Genomic DNA, 20,657 nt, shown 5'->3' with positions numbered 1-20,657 from the left:
CTATTGTTTCATTCTAACATAGTCTACAAATAAAGTCGAATGTTGTATGGCCTGTAACAAAATGAGTATCAGATTATCAGCATTGCATCTCCAAACGAAAAGAACCGGTACCTCTCCTTCACCGCTTCCTCATACGCCGCCAGGACATTCTCCCTTCCCGCCAGAGCTGACACAAGCATAATCAGTGTCGATTCCGGCAGATGGAAGTTCGTAATCAGGCAGTCAAGGAGCTTGAACTTGTAGCCTGGATAGATAAAGATGTCCGTCCATCCGCTTCTTGCTTTGATGTGCCCGGTAGCATCGGCGGCAGACTCGATTGTCCGGCAGCTCGTCGTTCCGACGCATATTACCCTTCCACCGGAATCTTTCGCCTTGTTGATCTTCATCGCAGCCGCCTCGTCTATCTGGTAGAACTCCGAATGCATGTGATGCTCCATAATATCATCCACCTTAACCGGGCGGAACGTGCCCAGACCTACATGCAGGGTTACTTTCGCTATATCGATACCTCTCCGCCGGATCTCCTCCAGCAGTTCGGGCGTAAAATGAAGCCCCGCCGTAGGTGCCGCGGCAGAACCGCTGTGTGCCGCATAGACAGTTTGGTAACGGTTCTTATCCTCAAGATGATGGGTGATGTAAGGCGGGAGCGGCATCTGACCGAGGCGGTCCAGAATCTCTTCAAAGATACCCTCGTAAGTAAACTGTATGAGGCGGTTGCCTTCTTCCACCACGTCTATGACTTCACCAATCAGAATCCCGTCCCCAAAACGGATTCTCGTTCCAACCTTGGCTTTCTTTCCCGGCTTAACGAGCGTTTCCCAGACATTCTCTTCTTTCCGCTTCAGTAATAATACTTCTATTTTTGCATCTGTTCCTATCCTGGAACCGATAAGCCTTGCCGGAATCACTTTCGTGTCATTAATAACTAGGCAGTCCCCCCTATGGAGATAATCCGTGATGTCTTTAAATACACGGTGAGAGACCAAACCAGACTCCTTGTCTAATACAAGGAGCCTGGAGCTGGAGCGATCCTCAAGCGGATCCTGTGCTATTAATTCTTCCGGCAATTCATAATAAAAATCCTGACGTTTCATAATGAATCCCTTCTAATTAACAATATATCGTCTACTGTCTGTCTTCCTCATGTACAGCCGGACTATCCTGCCCCGGCCTTACCATATGATATCCCGTCTTGTGAGGAGCCTCTTGCTCTGGCATAGGCCGCTCTTCTGACGCCGGCGGTACATTTCCTGTCTCATGAGGCTGCGGCCGCTCCTGTACGGATGGTCCTGATACCGGCCTTCCAAAGCCTGTCTGTGGTCCCGGCTGTAATCCCGATTGTGCCGGGGACACAGGCGGTACCGGCCTCTGGTATACCGGATATACCTTCACCCTGCGCGCATAGATGACTCTCGTATCACAGAGGATGTCATGCAATGCCCGTTTCTGCGGGTCGATTCCGGCTATGATGTAACCGATATAGAGAATGATGCCGCTCAGGAACCTTCCGACTGTCTCTCTGTACACGACGGTAAAAAGCGTCAGCTTATTCCCCTGGTCTGAGACTACACGCAGGTTCATAGCCCTTTTCCCAAGGGTGGTTCCCGTAAAATAAGTACAAAGGATGAAATACAGCACCTGCACGATGTAGAGCACGATATCTTTTAACGTATACTGGAAGAGGATGCCGCCGCCGAGGACAGTTCCTTCCGTCATGGACATGACCCCGCTCATTATGAGACGTACGATGAGAAGGCCGAGGAAGACGATAACGCTGTCCAGCGCATAGGCTGCGGCCCTGACCCAGAATCCGGCGCAGGCTGCCTGGCCATTATCGTAGCTGTTCTGCATAATACATCAGCCCTCCATTTTCCTTCTCGCCGGCAGTCTCTGTCAGCACCTGCGCCTCTGACTTAGGTACAATCTCTTTTACGCTTGAAAAGAGAGACGCAAGTGTTGAAGTCTTTGGCTTCAGTTCATAGAATACATCTGTCCCGAGTTCATTACCCATATCTGCCTTCATATCCTCATAAAGGGATATGTTATCTATGAGCCCGTTTTCCTCTGCCTGCCTGGCGGTATAGGTCCTTCCGTCCGCAAGTTGTTTCACTTCATCCGGTGACATCCCTCTTCCGTCGGCCACGATGTCCACGAACCTGCCATATGATTCATCGACCTGGGTCTGGTAGATAGCTACCTGTTCGTCGTTCAGCTTGCTGGAATCCTTGTTCGCACCGCTCGTTATGCTGACGTACCGGATTCCAAGCTTTTCATAGAGCCCGGTCATGTCATATCCCGCCATGATTACGCCGATAGAGCCTGTTACCGTATTCGGATTCGCGTAGATATTATCCGCTGCCATGGATACGTAGTATCCGCCTGAGGCGGCATAATGTGCCATGTAGCCCCATATAGGACGTCCCGTGGCATCTTTGTACTCATTCAGCTTCTGATACAGCTCCTCACTTTCATACACAGTTCCGCCCGGAGAATCCACATAGAGAAGTATCCCGGTATTGTTAGAATCGTTCATCAGGTAGTCGATATACTCCATGGTCGTCGTGTGCTGATATCCTTCCTCAGTCTCAAACAAAGACTGGGAGGTCTGCTCCTGAATCGTTCCTTCCACTTTAACGACCGCTACATAATCCTTGACCGGAGCGTCAAGCTCATAACCACCGGTGAGAATCTGCCCTGCCACATCTGCAAGGCGGTTCTGTGCTGTTACATTGGTCAAAACACTGATAACTCCTGTTGCAATAAACAGGACGACGGCTAATATAAGACCGCCTATCTGCTTTCTATTCATCTTCCGTCCTCCTGAAATTATTTACGCAGCTCGATTCCCATGCCTTCCAGCGCCTTTAAGATACGTTCCATCGCCTCTGTCACATCTGCATCGTTAAGCGTCCGGTCCTTAGCGCGAAATACGATGGAATATGCGACAGACTTATAGCCAGATTTAATCTGTGCTCCTTCATAGAGGTCGAAAAGTGCATAACTCTCAAGGTATGCCCCACCTTTCTTCTCAATCGTCTCTTCCACCTGCCCGACCAGGATGTCTTTTGGCATGACCATGCTGATGTCGCGTGTCACAGCCGGGAATCTGGCTATGCCCGTATACTTCCTGTCAAATGTAGCGCGCTCAACTATCTCAGGCATATCGATGACCGCTACATATGCCTTCTCACCGATACCATACGTATCCGCCACATCAGGATGAACCTCTCCAAGATAGCCGACGACAGCTCCATCGTATATGATATTGGCCTGGCGTCCGGGATGAAGATAAGGCTTGCCTGCATCGGGGTCATATGTTTCTTTTTCGTGCAGGCCCGCTTTCTCGAAGAATTCTTCCACCACGCCTTTCATGCTGAAGAAGTCCCCGTCCCCATACATTCCAAGTGTAAATTGCATACGTTCCTGTGGGAGCTCTGTAAGCGGAAGAGATTTTGGCAGGTAGATATTGCCGAGTTCATACAGCCTCACATTTTTATTTCTCCGGTTATAGTTTGTAGCCAGAGAAGCCAGCATGCCGTTCAGTGGGGTCGTACGCATGATACTGTAATCTTCCCCTAGCGGATTCATAATCTCTACGGCATTCCTGAGCGGAGATTCTGCCGGAATCATCAGCTTATCATACACCTTCGGGCTTTCAAATGAATAGGTCATCCCCTGGCTGAAGCCGCAGAATTCCGCGATATTTCTCGCCACTTCCTCCACACGCAGCTTAAAGGACAGCTTTCCGGTCGTCGCCTCTCCTTTCGGAAGCGTCGACGGTATATTGTCATAGCCGTAGAATCTCGCCACTTCCTCCGCAAGGTCCGCCAAGCAGAATATATCATGGCGGAAGGTCGGAGCTACAATCTCATCTGAGGATTCGTCATAGTTCAGGCCCACCCGTTCCAGATACCCAAGCATCTCTTCTTTCGATATGTCCGTTCCGAGCAGGCTGTTGATTGCATCCGCATCGAACGGAACCCTTACCGGTTCTTTCTTCTTTCCGTATACGTCTACGATGCCTCCGACGACCTCACCGGCCCCCAGCTCTTCCACAAGCTGGCATGCCCGGTCTATGGCCGCCTGTGCGTTGTTCGGGTCAAGCCCCTTTTCAAACTTGCCTGACGCGTCGGTGCGCAGCCCCACCTTCTTGCTGGATCTACGTATATTCGTCCCGTCAAAGCACGCAGCCTCGAACAGCATCGTCTTGACGTCATCGGTAATCATAGAATTCTCGCCCCCCATGATTCCGGCGATACCGATAGATTTCTGCCCGTCGCATATCATGAGGACAGACTCATCCATCAGGCGTTCCTGTCCATCTAAGGTTACGAATTTTTCGCCGGCTTCTGCCGTGCGCACGATAATTTCTTTCCCTTCAATCGTGTCCAGATCATAGGCGTGCATCGGCTGCCCGTACTCTTCCATGACATAGTTCGTAATATCAACGAGATTGTTGATAGGACGGATTCCTACAGATGCAAGTCTTCTCTGCATCCATTCCGGAGAGGGTCCGACCTTTATGTTTTTGACTACCCTTGCGCAGTATCTCGGGCAAAGGTCCGTATTCTCTACCGTTACTTTGATATAGTCACCGGCATCTTCTTCATTACCCGTCTGTCCGACTGCAGGCGGTACGAACTCTTTACCGAACGTAGCCGCCGCCTCTCTCGCTATCCCTATGACGCTGTAGCAGTCCACTCTGTTGGAAGTCACCTCATATTCAAATACGACGTCATGCAGACCGAGCGCTTCCACGGCATCTGCTCCCACTTCCACTTCGTCAGGGAAGATATAGATGCCTTCTTCCGGCGCCTCCGGGTACATATCGCGGCTGGAGCCCAGCTCCTCGATGGAACACATCATGCCGTCGCTCTCCACGCCGCGCAGCTTCCCTTTCTTAATCTTAATACCGCCCGCCACACGGGTGCCGGGCTCATGGCCGCCTGCTACGCGCCCGCCTGCAAGCACGACAGGTATCTTGTCTCCCTCATGCACATTATCCGCACCGGTAACGATCTGTACAGACCCGTCTCCGATATTCACCTGACAGATGATGAGCTTATCGGCATCCGGATGTCCTTTAATTTTGTCAATCTGGCCTACGATAATCTTATCCAGGTCAGCATCCAGTTCTTCAAATCCCTCTACTTTTGTCCCGGATAATGTCATCGCATCCGTATATTCCTGCGCCTCTGCCTCAAGACCAGGCACATACGCTTTAATCCATGATAATGATGTATTCATTTTTATCTCCTTTCAGCCTTAGAACTGTTTCAAAAATCTTATATCATTTTCGTACAGCAGCCTCATGTCATCTATCTCATATTTCAGCAGCGCGATACGCTCCAGGCCCATGCCAAATGCAAAACCGCTGTATTCCTTCGGGTCGATACCACACATCTCAAGTACATGAGGGTGAACCGCACCACAGCCAAGAATCTCTATCCAGCCGGAGCCTTTACAGAATCTGCAGCCCTTCCCACCGCATTTGAAACAGGACACGTCTACTTCCGCACTTGGCTCCGTGAATGGGAAATGATGCGGGCGGAACTTTGTCTTAGTCTCCGGACCGAACAGTTCCTTGGCAAATACTTCAAGCGTCCCCTTCAAGTCTGCAAAAGAGATATTCTTATCGATGACAAGCCCTTCTACCTGGTGGAAGGAAGGTGAATGAGTCGCATCCACCTCGTCAGAACGGAATACCCGTCCTGGCGCTATCATACGGATAGGAAGTTTTCCCTGCTCCATGACACGGGCCTGTACCGGCGATGTCTGGGTACGTAGTACGATGTCTTTATTAATATAGAACGTATCCTGCTCATCCTTTGCCGGATGGTCAGCCGGAATATTCAGCTTTTCAAAATTGTACAGGTCATATTCAACTTCCGGCCCTTCCACGACTTCATATCCCATACCTACGAATATCTGCTCTACCTCTTCCAGAGCAATCGTATTCGGGTGGCGGTGCCCGACCATATTCTTTTTGGAGGGCAGCGTGACGTCGATTACTTCCTGCTTCATCTTCTCTTCACGGATAGCTCTTTCCATCTTCCTGCGGGTGTCTTCCATCACTTCCTCGATAGCCGCTCTCGTCTCATTTACAAGCTGCCCTACTTTCGGCCTATCCTCCGGCGCGACATCTTTCATTCCTTTCAGGACTGCGGTAAGCTCTCCTTTCTTGCCAAGGAATCTTACACGCACATCATTCAGCTTTTCAGGTACATCAGCTGATTCAATAGCTTTCAGCGCTTCCTCTTTGATGCTTTGTAATTTCTCTTTCATCTCTTCTCTCCTTTTATTCAAATAGATTGCGTATCCCCCAGAGGGTCTCTATTCACATAGGCGACTGCGTCTCTTATGTAAATAAAAAAATCCCCGTCCCAAAAGGGACGAGGTCATAGCTCGCGGTACCACCCTGATTCCCGCCGGTACGGGCGGGCACTCAATTGCGTAACGTGCACATACGGCATCTCCTACTAAAATATGCGGTACTTCAAAGATGCAGCTCGCGCGGGAAATTCGATTGCCATCTGAACCAAAGGAAACTTTCAGCCCGGTGGTTTCCTCTCTCTAATGGAAGATGGGTCTCTACTGACACGGTCATAGCTTTTGTCAATTTATACTAATATATTCTAACACAACAAATACGTATGTCAAGGCTTAAACTTTAAGAATTTGCTTTCTTCCGGGATGTACCGGTCAGTATCTTATCATACATGAGTATGTTAACCTCGCCGCCGAGCAGGATGCTATACATGCAGAAATACATCCAGAGCATGATAAGCACTATCGTCGTGAGGCTTCCGTACATATCCGAAAATCCTTTGAACAGGTCTACATACACGGAAAATATCCACGATACGATCATCCATCCGATAGCGGCAAAGATAGCGCCAGGTATCTGCTTCTTTAACGAGTCCTTCCGGTTTGGCAGAAACTTATATATGAGAAGCGAGAAAACCATCAGGACGACCGGCGTAATGTATACACGCATCCGGATGAGCCAGTCGGCGAGCCTGGACAGTATCGGGACATGCTCAGCGATAAAGATGTTGAGCGTATTGCCGAATACGGACAGTACGAGCAGGAAGATGATGACGAGGATGAACATTACCGTATATAGGGTCGCGCGGATACGCAGGAAGATATAATTTCTTGTCTCACGGCAGTTATACACACAATTCAGACCGCCCGTCATGGCGAGAACGCCTTTTCCTGCCGACCATAAAGCCACAACTACCGTAACAGGGATGATTCCCGTCGACTGATTGTACACCTGGTTCACTATGGATGTAATCAGAGAATCCACCGATGACGGAAATACTTGTATTACCGCAGTCATCACATCTGCTTTCGTCACCGGCGTATATTGGACCATGGTAATCAAAAGCAGTATGATAGGTATGAGGCACAGCATAAAAAAGAAGGCAGACTGCGCCGCATATGCCCCCACATGATCATCCGTTATTTCCTGCGATATCTCTATTCCCTTTTTATATAATCTTTTATAACTCTTCATAGCTCTCTCCTACTGCGTTCCTTTTATTTTACCCGATTTTTCCATCTTTGTCTATTGAAAAACGAAAGGCGATACGTTAGTATATGGTGTATACATAGAATACGGTAAGGAAGGTATAATCATGCAGCTTTTAAAAGAACGAATCCTGAAAGACGGAACGGTAAAGCCAGGAAATGTACTAAAGGTAGACGGCTTTCTCAACCACAGAATGGATATTGGCCTAATCAACGAGATAGGGAAGGAATTCCGACGTAGATTTCCAAGTGACAAGATTACGAAGATTCTGACCATCGAGGCGTCTGGCATCGGCATCGCCTGCATAGCGGCCCAGTATTTCCATGTACCAGTAGTATTTGCCAAAAAAGCACAAAGTATTAACATAGACGGTGAAGTATACCACACGAAGGTGGAATCTTTTACTCACAAAAAAGTATATGATGTCATCCTTTCCAGGAAATTCCTGGATGCTGACGACCATGTTCTCGTTATTGATGATTTCCTTGCAAATGGCTGCGCACTCATGGGACTTCTTGACATAATAGAAGAAGCCGGCGCAACCTTAGAGGGCGCCGGCATCGTTATAGAAAAAGGGTTCCAGCAGGGCGGACAGATTATCCGGCAGAAAGGCATCCATCTGGAATCCCTTGCCATCATCGATACGATGACAGACACGTCGCTTACCTTCCGGGAGTAGCCGTCTGTCATTCTATCGTGACATCGTGGAAAAATAAGGTCAAGATCTCCTTGTAATCCTTGCCTTGCTTTGCCATCTCGTTTGCGCCATTCTGGCTCATCCCGATACCGTGGCCAAATCCTCCTCCTTTGATGACAAATGCGTCCGCGGTCTTCTCGATGGTGAAAAAAGCGCTTGGCAGCAGTGCACTGCTGTCTATGACCGTCCCGTCCTGCTTCGTTATCTGATACCCTTTTCCTCCAAGGGCTCTGCGGATTTTATTTTCCGTGTCGACAGTAACGCTTCCCTTACTCCCGGTCGCTTTGATCTGCAGGGCCACGTCTCCGGGACCTTTCTTCGTCACTTCCACGCTGGAAAGCGTCCCTACGTCCGTACCGGTATTCAGACCGACCAGATTGGACAGCGTCTGTACCGGAACTGCTGCCTCCCATCTGTACCATGGAAGCTCTTTTTCATAATCCGCATCTCCGTCCGACACGTCCACGCTTTGCAAATATCCGTTGCTGTCGTTTGGTGCGGTTCCCCAGGCTTCCATGGACGTCGTCTTTCCGCAGGAGGTAGAATAATAGTATGTAGTCACGACTTCGCCCTGATACCTTACGACCTGTCCTGCCGTCTCTGCGACGGCCCTGGATGTAGACTCCTGTTCCTCAGAATTGCCATACACCTGATAGTCCGTACTGTCATTCACATGCGCCTCGTATTCTGGGTATCCATAGTCCGCCATCTGACGGTATGCATAGCTCCTTGCGCATACCGCCTGGACCTTCAGCGCTTCCAGCTCATATGAGGCCGGCATCTCGCTCGGCACGACACCGCACAGATATGTCTCAACAGGCAGCTCATTTATGATGACGATACCTTCCGCCGTAGTCCGAAGCTCTATGATTCCGCTGTAGGAAGGCGTTCCGTATCCTCTCTTGATACTGGACAGCGTGACATTCCCTTCTTTTGCCTGTATACGGATATTCCCCTTCCCGAACCTGGCATCGTCCGGTGCTATCGTCAGACTGTCTGATTTGTCCCAATCTTCTTTTTCTTCACCACATGTGAGCGTCAGCCCTTTTGCGGACGATATGGTGACACTAGGATGTACGATGTTGCTGTATCCGTTGTCCATGATGAGGACACGGATATCCGGGTTGTCTATAGCCGTGTTCTTTTCCTCCGGTTTGCTTTCTGCTTCGCCGGTCCCCTTTTCTGTTCCCGTCCTGTCCAGGCCTTTTATCTTGCCTGTGCCTTTCAATGCCGACACAAGGCCGACTATGATAAACAGGGTGACGAGAATCGCCAGCCCATAATACAGATATTTTTCTTTTCTTCTTCGTCTCACACTATGTACCTCTTGTCCACCCGTTTTTTTCTATATTTATGACAGCATCCATAAAATAGACCGGAATGCCATAAAAATCATCTTCTATATATGGAACAAAGAGCCCGCTTGCGGACTCTCCGCGCCGAGCGCATCCGACCTTTGGAATGATTTCTTCCGCGAAAGCGAGTGCGCATCCCCCGGAGGGTTTTGTGTCATAGGGAACGAAGTTTCCTATGATACAATAAAAAGACAGCCGTATTATATACGACTGCCCTTTATCTTTTGTAAGATCCCCAAAATGCCGGTTCCTGTATTTTGACTCCTAGCCGCAGCCAGGTGGGTGTCCGCATCTGTTTTTCTGCCTTCCCCTGCGTAATCGGGGGCCTGGCATATTTCAGAGATATAAGAGTCCCGTTTAAAGTTTTGTAGGTTCAAAATTACAGGAGTTGTCGTGCATCCCAGGTTTTCCTAAAATCATTATACTCTATTATCTCTCGTTTTTCAACAAAAATGTGCCAGCTATGACAGCTGGCACATTTTTACAACTATATGAAGCTGATTATGCTAATTCTTCTACCAGTTTGTTGAGTGCGGCGAGCGCCTCATCCGGCAGCTTATCATATCCGTCTTTTGCTGTTGCGAACTTCTCTACTGCATTGACACGGTTCATCATTGCATTTTTGAGCTGAGCTTTATAGTCCGCGTCATCCAGGTTAGGAATAAAGCCTTCCCACTCCATGATTTCAATATCTTCGAATGGTCCCCACTGTTTGAAGTCAGCTTTTCTCTCCACGATTGCTTCCAAGATGCCAAGTGTATCTTTCGGCTGTACCTTCTTGCCCATAAAATCACCGGTATTGACAATATAGCAGTCTACATCCTTCTCTTCTACAAGCTTTTTGAACTTCTCGTAATCATTAACAAGAGGATATGTTCTGAATGGGTTAGCATAAGGAACGATACGGAGCGCATTCAAATCAGTTCCTGCGGCAACACGTTCTGCAGTAGAAGTCTTGGTCGCAAGCGTCGCTCCCATGACAGAGGCAAGCGCGGAGCCTTTTAACTTAACTACCGGCGGAATCGTCGGGTCTTTCATAATCCAGAAGATAGCATTCACAGGTGCGTCAATCTTATCCACACGGTTTGGTGACCACAATTTAGACTTGATGGCGCGTCCGTTACCGTTTCTGATATCCTCTGTCACGAGCTGGATCTTCCCATCTTCGTCCAATGTTGCGGAACAGTTCTGCGCAGATAATAAGTACTTGTTGTCATCGCAGCCGGTCGGGTAATCCGCCGTCTTGTCAAAGTATGTCGGCTCTAACGCTACGGAAGCACATGTGTCTGTATTGATGATGAATGCGTCGTCATGGAGAACCGTAATCGGATACTTGCCGTCGTGTTTTGCATGTGTGAGAGTAGACTTGCCTGATCCGGAAAGACCGAATACAGATGCAACATATTTGGAACCGTCAGGAAGCGTATACTCTTTTTGTCCGCCGTGGCAGGAAGCATAGCCGTTTCTGTTGGCAATCGCCCATGCCATCGTAAGCGTACCTTTCTTGTGCTCACCGAAGTATCTCATACCAAGAATACACGCACAGTTCTCAGCGGTGTCAAAATAGCAGAGAGTAAGAGGATCGCTCAGGCAGCTGTAATCAACATCGGGACGGTCCTGCGGAAACCACTGCGGGTCGGAGAAAATATAGATATCTGGCTCTTTGCCGTCGCCTACCGGTTTGGAATTCTTGTACATCTTTACATATTCGTCAGCCATGTACTGGAAGTTCAGCATCCAGTTGTACATGATGTTTTCTTCTCCCTCTGGAATAAGAAGATGTGCTTTCACCATGAATTCCGTATCAAGACCTACATAAACGGTTGCATGGTACATTGTCTTCCAACGTGATTCATATACCGCATCCATCGTCACCTTGTCAAGCTTGGCCGCATCCACTCCAGGTTCTCCTTTTATGCGGCGTGCGCCTGCATAACGACCTGTCACTGCACCGTCGTTGAATAACAATACTCTGGCATCGCTGTCAAGACCAAATTCTTCTCCCCTATATACAGGCATATCTGTAACAATCGTTCCCGGTGAGTTCTTAGCCAGGTTATATGCCTCTTTTAATGTGTTAACCGGAACAACATTATTTCCATAAAATGCTGCTTCAATGATAGAACGTGTTTTGGAAAAACCAGTTTTTCCGGCACCAATTTCACTAATCGGATAATATGCTTTTGTTGCCATGTCTCTTTTCCTCCTTAAAATTCCAAATTTGATTCATTATCTCATTTTTCAGAAGAAAAGTCAAGACTTTAACAATGTTTTCACGAAAGTTTTTGTTTTTTATCATTCATTTATTTCATAATTGTTGTATGTATTGTATGAATAATTACAAAAAATGCAGGATTCAGTTTTTAATCCTGCATTTTCTGCATCTACACACCAAAATATTTCTTATTGCACTTTCGGACAGCCACAAAAAACCAGATGAGCGCCACCCACACGAGGGCAAACATTATGAGGAACAAAATACCTATGCCGCCCATGTAAGTATTGTATAAGTCCAGCCCGCCGTATGCGGTTACGATTATCCCGAGCGTCAGCAGCGGAGGGGACATCTCTCTGCAGTAGGCATCCACATCTTTGCATTTTTTGAACCTCGCTTCCTTCGGCAGCAGAATCGTCGTATTGATCTCTTTTTTCGTTCTCATCATAAAGTACGCATACAGACAGTATAATCCACATCCAAGTCCAAATATTCCAAATATTCCATTCAACATCTGTCACACCTCAATTATCGTATATTTAATATCTCTTTTACCGTATCTTCCATCTTATCCGCATCACACTCTGTCCTATGCAGCACGTCTGCATGAAGAATGTCTGCAATTGCCCGGGGCATCTCCACCCCTGACACTTCTTCCAGCTTGTCCAGCAGGAGGAAATCCTCTTCTGCTTCATACGTGCTGTCGATGGAGGTCATGACACTCTTAGCAAACTTATAAGGGCTGGCCGTTGAGACCACGAGGCACTTGCTGCAGTCCCCTGACTTCTTCCTGTACTCGTCACATACATATGAGGCTACGGCCGTATGCGTGTCCAGTACATATCCGGTGGATTCATAGATGCGTCTGATCTGATCTGCCGTCTGTGCTTCTGTCGCGTATCCGGCCTCAAAGTCTTTCAATCTTTCCCTCATCTCTTCCGTAAGCGCATAACTTCCTCCGTCCCTCAGTTCTTCCATAAATCTGGAAGTCCGGCCGGAATCCTCACCGGTGACAAGGTAGATGAGACGCTCCAGATTGCTCGAAATCAGAATATCCATAGACGGGGATGTCGTGAGCACGAATGCCCTGTTCCTGTCGTACGTTCCCGTGCGGAAGAAGTCGAACAGTACCTTATTCTCATTCGACGCGCAGATGAGCCTGTTAATCGGCACACCCATCTGTTTCGCATAATACGCTGCCAATATATTACCGAAATTGCCGGTCGGAACGACAACATTCATCTTCTCTCCCCCGGACAGCTCCTCTTCCCCGAGCAGCTTCGCATAAGCATAGACATAATATACGACCTGCGGGACAAGCCGGCCGATGTTGATGGAATTGGCGGAGGAAAACTGGTATCCGTTACCTGCCAGCTTATGTGCCAGCTCCGCATTTTCAAACATCGCTTTCACGCCGCTCTGGGCATTGTCAAAATTCCCATGTATCGCCACCACATCTACATTATTTCCCTTCTGCGTGACCATCTGAAGCTCCTGCACCTTGCTCACGCCGTTCTTCGGGTAGAACACGATGATCCTCGTACCCTCCACATCCGCAAAACCAGCCATAGCCGCCTTCCCTGTATCACCAGACGTAGCCGCCAGTATAACGATTTCATTCTCTACATTATTCTTCTTCGCAGATGTAGTCATCAGTTGTGGAAGTATGGACAGGGCCATATCCTTGAATGCTATCGTAGAGCCGTGGAATAGTTCCAGATAATACGTATCACCCACTTTCGCAAGCGGAGCAATTTCCTCCGTGTCAAACTTGCTGTCATATGCCCTGCCGATACAGGTCTTTAGCTCCTCCTCCGTGAAATCAGTCAGAAACAGCTTCATCACCTCGTATGCCGTCTCCTGATAGCTCATGCTTTTGAGCCTGTCCAGCGAGATGTCCAGCTTCGGGATGCGCTCCGGCACGAACAGTCCGCCATCCGGTGCAAGACCTTTCAGCACGGCCTCTGATGCCGTGGCCTTCAAGTTGGAATTTCTTGTGCTCTTATAATGTAGATTCATCTTTTCCATCCTTTCAATCTGCTTTCCTGAATGCAATAAAAAGAATTGCACTGATTGCCATCAATATCGGATAAAACAAATATGGCATTATGTTAAATGGTGTCAGCCCTGTAAGGCTTGCCGCCGAGAGCAGCTGTGCCCCGTAAGGAATCAGCCCTTGTCCTACGGACGTAAATATATCCAGCAGAGACGCGGACCGTCTCGGCGATATGTCAAACTCTTCGCTGATATCTTTTGCGATAGGACCGGCCATGACGATGGCTACCGTATTGTTCGCCGTACACATATCGACAAGAAGGGACAGTCCGGCGATACCGGCCTCTCCTCCCCGCTGTCCTCTGATGCTCCGCTTGATCAGATTTAAAATGAACTGGATGCCGCCGAACTCTTTCACAAGAGACACGATGCAGGCCACGACGATGGAGATGACCGTGATATCATACATGCCTGTCACCCCACTGCCGACGGCTGTGAACATCTCACCTGCCGCGAGGCTGCCGGTGGCTACCCCTACGACGAGTGACACGACAGTCCCGCCAATCAGGACCACAAATACGTTGATGCCGATCAGTGCCCCTACGAGCACAAGTATATACGGGATGACGCGCAGGATGTTATAGCTGCCCGCGGCCACGCTGGCGTTACCGTTCCATGTAATGACAAGGAAGATGATAATTGTGATGATGGCTGCCGGAAGTACGATGAGGAAGTTCTCCCGGAACTTGTCCTTCATCTCACATCCCTGCGTCTTGACCGCCGCGATGGTCGTATCCGATATCATGGACAGGTTGTCCCCGAACATGGCGCCGCACACGACCGCTCCGATGCAGACCGCCAGGGAAAATCCTGTCTTCTCGCTGATTCCTACTGCTATCGGCGCAAGTGCCGCTATCGTTCCCATCGATGTCCCCATAGAAACTGAGATGAAACATCCGATGACAAACAGGCCCACGACTGCAATCTTGGCAGGCAGGATAGATAAGCCGAAGTTGACTGTGCTCTCCACCCCGCCGGCTGCTGTCACAGCGCCGGAAAACCCGCCGGCGCACAGGAAGATTAGACTCATCGTAATGATGTTCTCATCCCCCACTCCCTTTGATATTACCCTGATCTTCTCCTGAAAGCTCAGTCCTCTGTTCTGTATAAAAGCTATAAAAAGCGCTATTAAGAATGCTACTATGGCAGGCATTGCATAAAAGTCTCCCGTCACGATACCCGCACCGAGGAATATTACCAGAAATACTCCTATCGGCAGCAGCGCCGCCCCATTTCCTCTCTCATTTCCCATACCAGATAATCCTCACTATTTCTTCTTACCGTTCGTATAATTCACGAGCCCTCCGGCCGCGATAAGCTTCTGCATGAATTCCGGGAACGGCTGTCCCTGAAAGCTTAATCCTTTTGTCTTGTCGTATATTATTCCACTGTCAAAGTCCACTTCCACTTCATCACCTGCCTCTATCCCCTGAGCGGCCTCCGGGCATTCGATGATAGGCAGTCCGATGTTAATCGCATTCCGGTAGAAGATACGTGCAAATGTCTCTGCAATCACGCAGCTTACCCCTGCCTCTTTCAGACAGAGCGGCGCGTGTTCCCTGGAAGATCCGCAGCCGAAATTCTTCTTAGCGACAATCATATCTCCGGGCCTGACCTTACCGGCAAATTCCGGGTCGATATCAACCATGGCATGAGCGGCCAGCTCTTTTCCGTCGAAGGAATTCAGATACCGTGCCGGAATAATTACGTCTGTATCAACGTTATCTCCATATTTAAATACATGTCCTGATGCTCTCATTATCTGTCACCTGCTTTCTCTGGATTCGCAATATACCCCGCTATGGCACTTGCCGCAGCCACTTCAGGGGAGGCAAGGTAGATCAGGGAATCCACGTGCCCCATTCTGCCTACGAAGTTACGGTTTGTCGTGGAAACACACTTCTCGCCTGCCGCCAGCACACCCATGTGCCCGCCCATGCACGGACCGCAGCTCGGCGTATTGAAAGCGCAGCCGGCATCGATGAAGATATCAACCAGCCCTTCCCTGATACATTGCTTATATATCTTCTGCGTGGCAGGTATAATCATCACACGCACATCCGGGTGTACTTTCTGCCCCTCTAATACCGCAGCCGCTCTTCTCATATCTTCCATACGGCCGTTCGTACAGGAACCGATGACTACCTGGTCTATCCTGATCGGCTCCATGGCCTCAATCTCATCTATCGTCTTCGCATTGCCGGGGAGATGCGGGAATGCCACCGTAGGACGGACCTTGGCGAGATCGACTTCTACGACCTCATCATAGGCTGCATCTTCATCCGCTTCATATATCGTGTAGCTCTTTCCAGAGTGTTCTTTCATATATGCTTTGGCGCGCTCATCGACGATAAAGATTCCATTCTTCGCTCCGGCCTCGATAGCCATGTTCGCCATCGTAAAGCGGTCGTCCATCGTAAGGCTTTGGATGCCGTCCCCCGTAAATTCCATGGATTTGTACAGGGCGCCGTCCACGCCAATCCTTCCGATAATATGGATGATGATATCCTTACCGCTCACATACCGGGAAGGCGTTCCGGTCAGCACGAACTTAATGGCAGAGGGGACTTTAAACCACAGCTCTCCTGTCGCCATCCCCGTCGCGATGTCTGTAGTACCGACACCGGTGGAAAATGCTCCGAGCGCTCCGTATGTACATGTGTGGGAATCCGCTCCGATGATGCATTCCCCCGCGACAGTTATGCCCTTCTCCGGCAGGATTGCATGTTCAATTCCCATCTGTCCCACTTCATAATAATGGGTCAGCCCCTGATTCTTTGCAAATTCACGGATGGACTTGGAATTTTCCGCGGATTTGATATCCTTGTTCGGCGTAAAATGATCCGGTACTAGGACTACCTTCTCCTTATCAAATACTTTATCCGCCATCTGGTTAAATACAGGCACCGCCATCGGCCCTGTAATGTCGTTAGCCATAACTACGTCGAGCTTCGCTTCAATCAGCTGGCCCGCTTCTACATGGTCAAGCCCCGCATGTGCCGCGAGAATCTTCTGTGTCATCGTCATTCCCATATCTTATGACGCCTCCTTCATCTACTTAGTCTTACGAGCTATTTTACCACAGGCGGTGATTGCGGTGCAAGAAAGAATGAGCAATAAGATAAGAACCATCAAATTTTCTTCATCCCCCGTCTTGACCGCCTCTGCTTTTACTGCCGGTTTTGGCGCGGGTTCTTCTTCGGGTTCCTCTATTTCGGGTTCCTCTTCTTTGGGCACCTCTTCCGGCTCTTCGGGTTCCTTCGGCGTCTCAGGCTCCTCCACTTTGACAATCTCACGGTCCCTCACCTCGTCGGCATTGTCCGCCCTCACAATCACTTCATTCTCTATCTCCCTCCCAATGACGGACGCATCGGTAATGGCTATCTGGTATTCCACAAAGAACTTCTCTCCGCGTTCGACGCTCTGGAGAAATTCCAGCGACTCGCCCGAACGGATTGTATAAGTATTCCCTTCTACTGTAATCATTGCGTCCGATACGGCCCGTTGTTGAGCGTCCAGCAAGACGACAGAATTTTTCTGAAGCTTGACCCCCTCGGTCAGTATCGTGTCTGAAATGACGACATTTTTGGCAACCGCACCCTGAATGCGCTGTGTCACTTCTATCGTATAGGTGACAATATCCCCCAGTTTATAGGACTTTCCAGTCTTATCCGCCTGCTTATCCGTGTCAAGCTCCGGCCTTGGAAGCCACGTCACTGCCAGAGAAGCAGGTGCTGTCTCGACCGTTATCAGGCTTCCGCCGCCGATATTCTGTCCATTGCTTCCAGGCCTGATTACTAAGGTCCGCCACGCCTGCCGGCGGCTGCCATACAGCGCTCCGCTCTCATACCGTTCTCCGTTAAGCGTTCCGGCATCGGCAGACAAATAGAAACGGTCGCCCCCCATCACCTGGACCTTTCCGGACTTCTTAGTCCCTTTGGTGGCATTGACAAGCCACACCCCCTCCGGAAGCGGAATCGTAATACTGTTGTCCGCATCACCGATACACGTTATCTCATCTGTCCTCTGCTGCTTTCCTTCTCTGTCAAACCAGCTTTTGAACTCCGTTCCGGAGAACGAGATATCGGGAGCCGGTATGGCAGGCCATGCTCTGATCCATGCAGCACACTGTATTACCTGGTTCTTCATCTCTTCATTCAATCCGATAAATGCATCACTGTCCCCGCTTAAGTTGTCATATACATATGACAGGACACAGTGGGACAGACAGTAGACGTTCGCTTCGGACCTCCATGCTTCTGGAAGCGCAGGCTTCATATGGGTCTCATAGCCCGGACCTCCGTAGACGTAATACATCGCTTTGCTCAGAAGCTCGCTGTTATCGATGACCTGTGAATCATAGCTTCCATCGGACGGCGGTGTCTTGCCCGGCTCGAGGCAGTATCCAAGGACACCGTCTATATAATAGTAATGTGTCGAATAGCCCTGGTAATAGACTGCCTCCCCCTGTACGAGAGAGACGGACGCAGCCCGCGCCTCCGCCTCTTCCAGCCCCGGAAGGGCGCGAAAGATTAGCATCAAAAATAAACCGGACGCCAACAGCCTCCATTGTCTGGCTACGTGTTTCATAAGCATTCTCCTTTTCTTAGTGGTTGAAGGAAAATATGGGATGATTGCTCCCATGGACGGGGAGTCCCCGTATGATGACGAACTGATTCGTTGTCTGATAGAATTACTTGACGAGTGTAATTATCATATCCGCTATTGCTGTGTTTGTCAACAAGCATTTGATGATTGACACGTCGTCACTCTATTTAGTAAAATAGGGGAAGTACCCTCGGTCTGTATGTTTTCCCGAGGGCAGCATGTTATTTTATAAGGAGTGTAGCAAAATGAACACACGAGAAAAATTTTCATCACGTCTCGGCTTCCTGCTGATCAGCGCCGGCTGTGCGGTAGGGCTTGGCAACGTGTGGCGGTTCCCGTATATTACCGGGCAGTACGGGGGTGCTGCTTTCGTACTGATTTATCTTGTATTTCTGATTCTTCTAGGGCTTCCGATTATGACGATGGAGTATTCCGTCGGACGGGCCGCACAGAAATCCGCCGCCAGATCTTTTGAGGTACTGGAACCAGAGGGCACGAAATGGCATCTCGTCAAGTTGGTCCCCCTGGTCGGAAACTATATGCTGATGATGTTCTATACGACAGTCGGCGGGTGGATGCTCGCTTATTTCTTCAAGACCGCTGCCGGCTCACTGAGCGGCAAAAACGCGGAGCAGATCAATTCGGCCTTCTCCGGTTTTCTTGCCAGCCCTTCACAGCAGGTTCTATGGATGCTCGTCGTAACCGTCATCGGGTTCTTCATCTGTTCCAAGGGTCTCAAAAACGGAGTAGAAAAAATATCCAAGTATATGATGGGTGCATTGTTTGCCGTCATGCTCGTACTTGTCGTACACAGCTTTCTTCTGAGCGGAGCAAAGGAAGGGCTTGCCTTTTACCTCATTCCTGATTTTGGAAGAGCTCTTGAGAACTATTCCCTCGGCGAGATTATCTTCGCCGCACTTGGCCAGGCATTTTTCACACTGAGCCTCGGCATCGGTGCGCTGGCTATATTCGGAAGTTATATCGGGAAGGACCATTCCCTCGTATCAGAAAGTCTGAACGTAGTCGTTCTGGATACTTTAGTCGCCCTGTTTTCAGGGCTGATTATCTTTCCCGCATGTTTTACATATGACATCGACGCAGGCAGCGGACCGGGACTTATCTTCGTCACCCTTCCCGCCACCTTTAACGAAATGGCCGGCGGAAGAGTCTGGGGCTCCCTGTTCTTTGCATTCATGGCTTTTGCCGCTCTGACTACGATTATCGCAGTGTTTGAAAATATCGTGGCATTTGCTATGGATTTTGGCTGGAGCCGAAAAAAGGCGGTTGCCGTAAATGCGGTCGCCGTCATACTGCTCTCCCTTCCATGCGCCCTTGGTTTTAACCTCTTGAGCGGATTCCAGCCATTCGGCGCAGGAAGCACCGTGCAGGACCTTGAGGACTTCATCGTTTCCAACACGCTGCTTCCGCTTGGATCGCTGCTGTACCTCCTGTTCTGCACCTACCGATACGGATGGGGCTGGAAGAAATACAGCGAAGAAGTCAACAGCGGAAAAGGGCTTAAGCTGCCCAGCTGGACAAGGGGATATATCTCTTATGTACTGCCTCTCATCGTCATCTTCATACTGGTAGACGGTTATCTGGAAAAGCTTGGTTTTCCGGCAAACTTCCTGCTTCCGGTATTCTGCCTTATCTATCCGGGGTATCTGATGGTACAGTCCTACATCGTGCACCGGAAGAAAATGTAAGTTTAAGTAAATTAGGCGGCGGGCGGGGAGCCGGGTGGCAGATGCTTCGATGCGTACGAGGCTCCGACTATTTCACGTATCCCTAACCCTCCGGAATGCGCGCCGATAGCGGCTTGCATCACGCAGGATAAGGGCTACGGAAAGGATTCTCCGCCTCTCCCGCTTACACCTGCGCATCTCCCACCCGGCTCCCCGTCCGCTATCTACTTTACTAACAAGGGCGTGAGCGGCCGTGTGACGTTACTGGCCAGCGGATGAACGCTGGCTGCGTCAGCTAGATGGAAAATGGTAGCAAGCTTAGTGTATACAACACATACAAATTAGTACGGTGTATATTATCGCAGTTAAACGTTTGCAGCGAGGCGTGCACGCCGTTGCTGGAAGAAGAGCCGGAGTCAGGCAAGGGATGTTATCTCATATAACAGCCCTGTACCTGATACCGGCTCTTCCTCATTATAATTCCATTTCGCCAAGGATTTCAACT

At 49.5% G+C, this 20,657-nt stretch carries 16 protein-coding genes, 1 other RNA gene and 1 other annotated feature; of the genes, 2 read left to right on the top strand and 15 right to left on the bottom strand.

The genetic code is table 11. The annotated features are described in order from the left end of the window. Positions 1 to 68: 68 nt before the first annotated feature. From queA to HMPREF0980_RS00705, 6 genes are all read right to left on the bottom strand, one after another. A complete protein-coding gene (gene queA, locus HMPREF0980_RS00730; protein WP_049727258.1) occupies positions 69 to 1,094 on the bottom strand; it encodes a tRNA preQ1(34) S-adenosylmethionine ribosyltransferase-isomerase QueA in 1,026 nt (341 codons plus the stop codon). Between the two features lie 31 nt (positions 1,095 to 1,125). Further along, positions 1,126 to 1,851 (bottom strand): RDD family protein, encoded by a 726-nt coding sequence (locus HMPREF0980_RS00725; protein ID WP_049727257.1) that lies wholly within the window; start codon positions 1,849 to 1,851, stop codon positions 1,126 to 1,128. Continuing rightward, the gene (gene sppA / locus HMPREF0980_RS00720; protein ID WP_049727256.1) at positions 1,832 to 2,809 is read right to left on the bottom strand and encodes a signal peptide peptidase SppA; all 978 of its coding nucleotides are present in this window, start codon (positions 2,807 to 2,809) and stop codon (positions 1,832 to 1,834) included. The genes HMPREF0980_RS00725 and sppA overlap by 20 nt, the downstream gene beginning before the upstream one ends. A 17-nt stretch (positions 2,810 to 2,826) precedes the next feature. After that, positions 2,827 to 5,247: a phenylalanine--tRNA ligase subunit beta gene (gene pheT / locus HMPREF0980_RS00715; RefSeq protein WP_049727255.1), complete on the bottom strand. Its 2,421-nt coding sequence runs from the start codon at positions 5,245 to 5,247 to the stop codon at positions 2,827 to 2,829. 18 nt (positions 5,248 to 5,265) lie between these two features. Beyond that, a complete protein-coding gene (gene pheS, locus HMPREF0980_RS00710) occupies positions 5,266 to 6,285 on the bottom strand; it encodes a phenylalanine--tRNA ligase subunit alpha (protein ID WP_049727254.1) in 1,020 nt (339 codons plus the stop codon). Positions 6,286 to 6,385: 100 nt separating this feature from the next. Then, positions 6,386 to 6,616 (bottom strand) — a binding site (T-box leader). Between the two features lie 54 nt (positions 6,617 to 6,670). Beyond that, on the bottom strand, positions 6,671 to 7,522 hold the full coding sequence (locus HMPREF0980_RS00705) for a YihY/virulence factor BrkB family protein (RefSeq protein WP_049727253.1): 852 nt from the start codon (positions 7,520 to 7,522) through the stop codon (positions 6,671 to 6,673). Positions 7,523 to 7,643: 121 nt separating this feature from the next. Between HMPREF0980_RS00705 and HMPREF0980_RS00700 the strand changes: the two genes are divergently transcribed. Continuing rightward, the gene (locus HMPREF0980_RS00700; RefSeq protein ID WP_049727252.1) at positions 7,644 to 8,216 is read left to right on the top strand and encodes a xanthine phosphoribosyltransferase; all 573 of its coding nucleotides are present in this window, start codon (positions 7,644 to 7,646) and stop codon (positions 8,214 to 8,216) included. Between the two features lie 7 nt (positions 8,217 to 8,223). On the opposite strand, the gene HMPREF0980_RS00695 is transcribed toward HMPREF0980_RS00700, so the two are convergent. The 9 genes from HMPREF0980_RS00695 to HMPREF0980_RS00660 all read right to left on the bottom strand — a co-directional run bounded on the left by HMPREF0980_RS00695 (position 8,224) and on the right by HMPREF0980_RS00660 (position 18,449). After that, entirely contained in the window at positions 8,224 to 9,549 is a 1,326-nt protein-coding gene (locus tag HMPREF0980_RS00695) for a SpoIID/LytB domain-containing protein (RefSeq protein ID WP_049727251.1), read from the bottom strand. Positions 9,550 to 9,817: 268 nt separating this feature from the next. Next, a non-coding RNA gene (ssrS, locus tag HMPREF0980_RS18425) (6S RNA) lies at positions 9,818 to 9,999 on the bottom strand. 91 nt (positions 10,000 to 10,090) lie between these two features. Then, complete coding sequence (locus HMPREF0980_RS00690; RefSeq protein ID WP_049727250.1) at positions 10,091 to 11,782, bottom strand: phosphoenolpyruvate carboxykinase (ATP); 1,692 nt, start codon at positions 11,780 to 11,782, stop codon at positions 10,091 to 10,093. Between the two features lie 191 nt (positions 11,783 to 11,973). After that, positions 11,974 to 12,318 carry a hypothetical protein gene (locus HMPREF0980_RS00685; RefSeq protein ID WP_049727249.1) on the bottom strand — a complete coding sequence of 115 codons (345 nt, stop codon included), beginning with the start codon at positions 12,316 to 12,318 and terminating at the stop codon, positions 11,974 to 11,976. 14 nt (positions 12,319 to 12,332) lie between these two features. Beyond that, positions 12,333 to 13,823: a threonine synthase gene (gene thrC / locus HMPREF0980_RS00680; protein WP_049728271.1), complete on the bottom strand. Its 1,491-nt coding sequence runs from the start codon at positions 13,821 to 13,823 to the stop codon at positions 12,333 to 12,335. A 13-nt stretch (positions 13,824 to 13,836) separates the two neighbouring features. Then, the gene (locus HMPREF0980_RS00675) at positions 13,837 to 15,111 is read right to left on the bottom strand and encodes a Na+/H+ antiporter NhaC family protein (RefSeq protein ID WP_049727248.1); all 1,275 of its coding nucleotides are present in this window, start codon (positions 15,109 to 15,111) and stop codon (positions 13,837 to 13,839) included. A gap of 15 nt (positions 15,112 to 15,126) precedes the next feature. Further along, positions 15,127 to 15,618, bottom strand: a complete 492-nt coding sequence (locus tag HMPREF0980_RS00670) for a 3-isopropylmalate dehydratase small subunit (protein ID WP_049727247.1) — start codon at positions 15,616 to 15,618, stop codon at positions 15,127 to 15,129. Next, the gene (gene leuC / locus HMPREF0980_RS00665) at positions 15,618 to 16,892 is read right to left on the bottom strand and encodes a 3-isopropylmalate dehydratase large subunit (RefSeq protein WP_049727246.1); all 1,275 of its coding nucleotides are present in this window, start codon (positions 16,890 to 16,892) and stop codon (positions 15,618 to 15,620) included. Before leuC ends, HMPREF0980_RS00670 begins: the two co-directional genes overlap by 1 nt. A 21-nt stretch (positions 16,893 to 16,913) precedes the next feature. Next, positions 16,914 to 18,449 carry an isopeptide-forming domain-containing fimbrial protein gene (locus HMPREF0980_RS00660; RefSeq protein WP_049727245.1) on the bottom strand — a complete coding sequence of 512 codons (1,536 nt, stop codon included), beginning with the start codon at positions 18,447 to 18,449 and terminating at the stop codon, positions 16,914 to 16,916. A gap of 263 nt (positions 18,450 to 18,712) precedes the next feature. Between HMPREF0980_RS00660 and HMPREF0980_RS00655 the strand changes: the two genes are divergently transcribed. Then, entirely contained in the window at positions 18,713 to 20,173 is a 1,461-nt protein-coding gene (locus tag HMPREF0980_RS00655; RefSeq protein WP_049727244.1) for a sodium-dependent transporter, read from the top strand. The last annotated feature ends 484 nt before the right edge of the window (positions 20,174 to 20,657 follow it).

The organism is Dorea sp. D27, from assembly GCF_001185345.1.
Taxonomy (GTDB): Bacteria; Bacillota; Clostridia; order Lachnospirales; family Lachnospiraceae; genus Extibacter.
The sequence above is the reverse complement of the archived record's forward strand: the minus strand, read 5'-3'. Positions and strand labels throughout refer to the sequence as shown.

Coding starts and splice junctions, on each gene's coding strand:
- queA (WP_049727258.1), bottom strand. CDS start 1,094: ATGAAACGTCAGGATTTTTATTATGAATTGCCGGAAGAATTAATAGCA.
- HMPREF0980_RS00725 (WP_049727257.1), bottom strand. CDS start 1,851: ATGCAGAACAGCTACGATAATGGCCAGGCAGCCTGCGCCGGATTCTGG.
- sppA (WP_049727256.1), bottom strand. CDS start 2,809: ATGAATAGAAAGCAGATAGGCGGTCTTATATTAGCCGTCGTCCTGTTT.
- pheT (WP_049727255.1), bottom strand. CDS start 5,247: ATGAATACATCATTATCATGGATTAAAGCGTATGTGCCTGGTCTTGAG.
- pheS (WP_049727254.1), bottom strand. CDS start 6,285: ATGAAAGAGAAATTACAAAGCATCAAAGAGGAAGCGCTGAAAGCTATT.
- HMPREF0980_RS00705 (WP_049727253.1), bottom strand. CDS start 7,522: ATGAAGAGTTATAAAAGATTATATAAAAAGGGAATAGAGATATCGCAG.
- HMPREF0980_RS00700 (WP_049727252.1), top strand. CDS start 7,644: ATGCAGCTTTTAAAAGAACGAATCCTGAAAGACGGAACGGTAAAGCCA.
- HMPREF0980_RS00690 (WP_049727250.1), bottom strand. CDS start 11,782: ATGGCAACAAAAGCATATTATCCGATTAGTGAAATTGGTGCCGGAAAA.
- HMPREF0980_RS00685 (WP_049727249.1), bottom strand. CDS start 12,318: ATGTTGAATGGAATATTTGGAATATTTGGACTTGGATGTGGATTATAC.
- thrC (WP_049728271.1), bottom strand. CDS start 13,823: ATGAATCTACATTATAAGAGCACAAGAAATTCCAACTTGAAGGCCACG.
- HMPREF0980_RS00675 (WP_049727248.1), bottom strand. CDS start 15,111: ATGGGAAATGAGAGAGGAAATGGGGCGGCGCTGCTGCCGATAGGAGTA.
- HMPREF0980_RS00670 (WP_049727247.1), bottom strand. CDS start 15,618: ATGAGAGCATCAGGACATGTATTTAAATATGGAGATAACGTTGATACA.
- leuC (WP_049727246.1), bottom strand. CDS start 16,892: ATGGGAATGACGATGACACAGAAGATTCTCGCGGCACATGCGGGGCTT.
- HMPREF0980_RS00660 (WP_049727245.1), bottom strand. CDS start 18,449: ATGAAACACGTAGCCAGACAATGGAGGCTGTTGGCGTCCGGTTTATTT.
- HMPREF0980_RS00655 (WP_049727244.1), top strand. CDS start 18,713: ATGAACACACGAGAAAAATTTTCATCACGTCTCGGCTTCCTGCTGATC.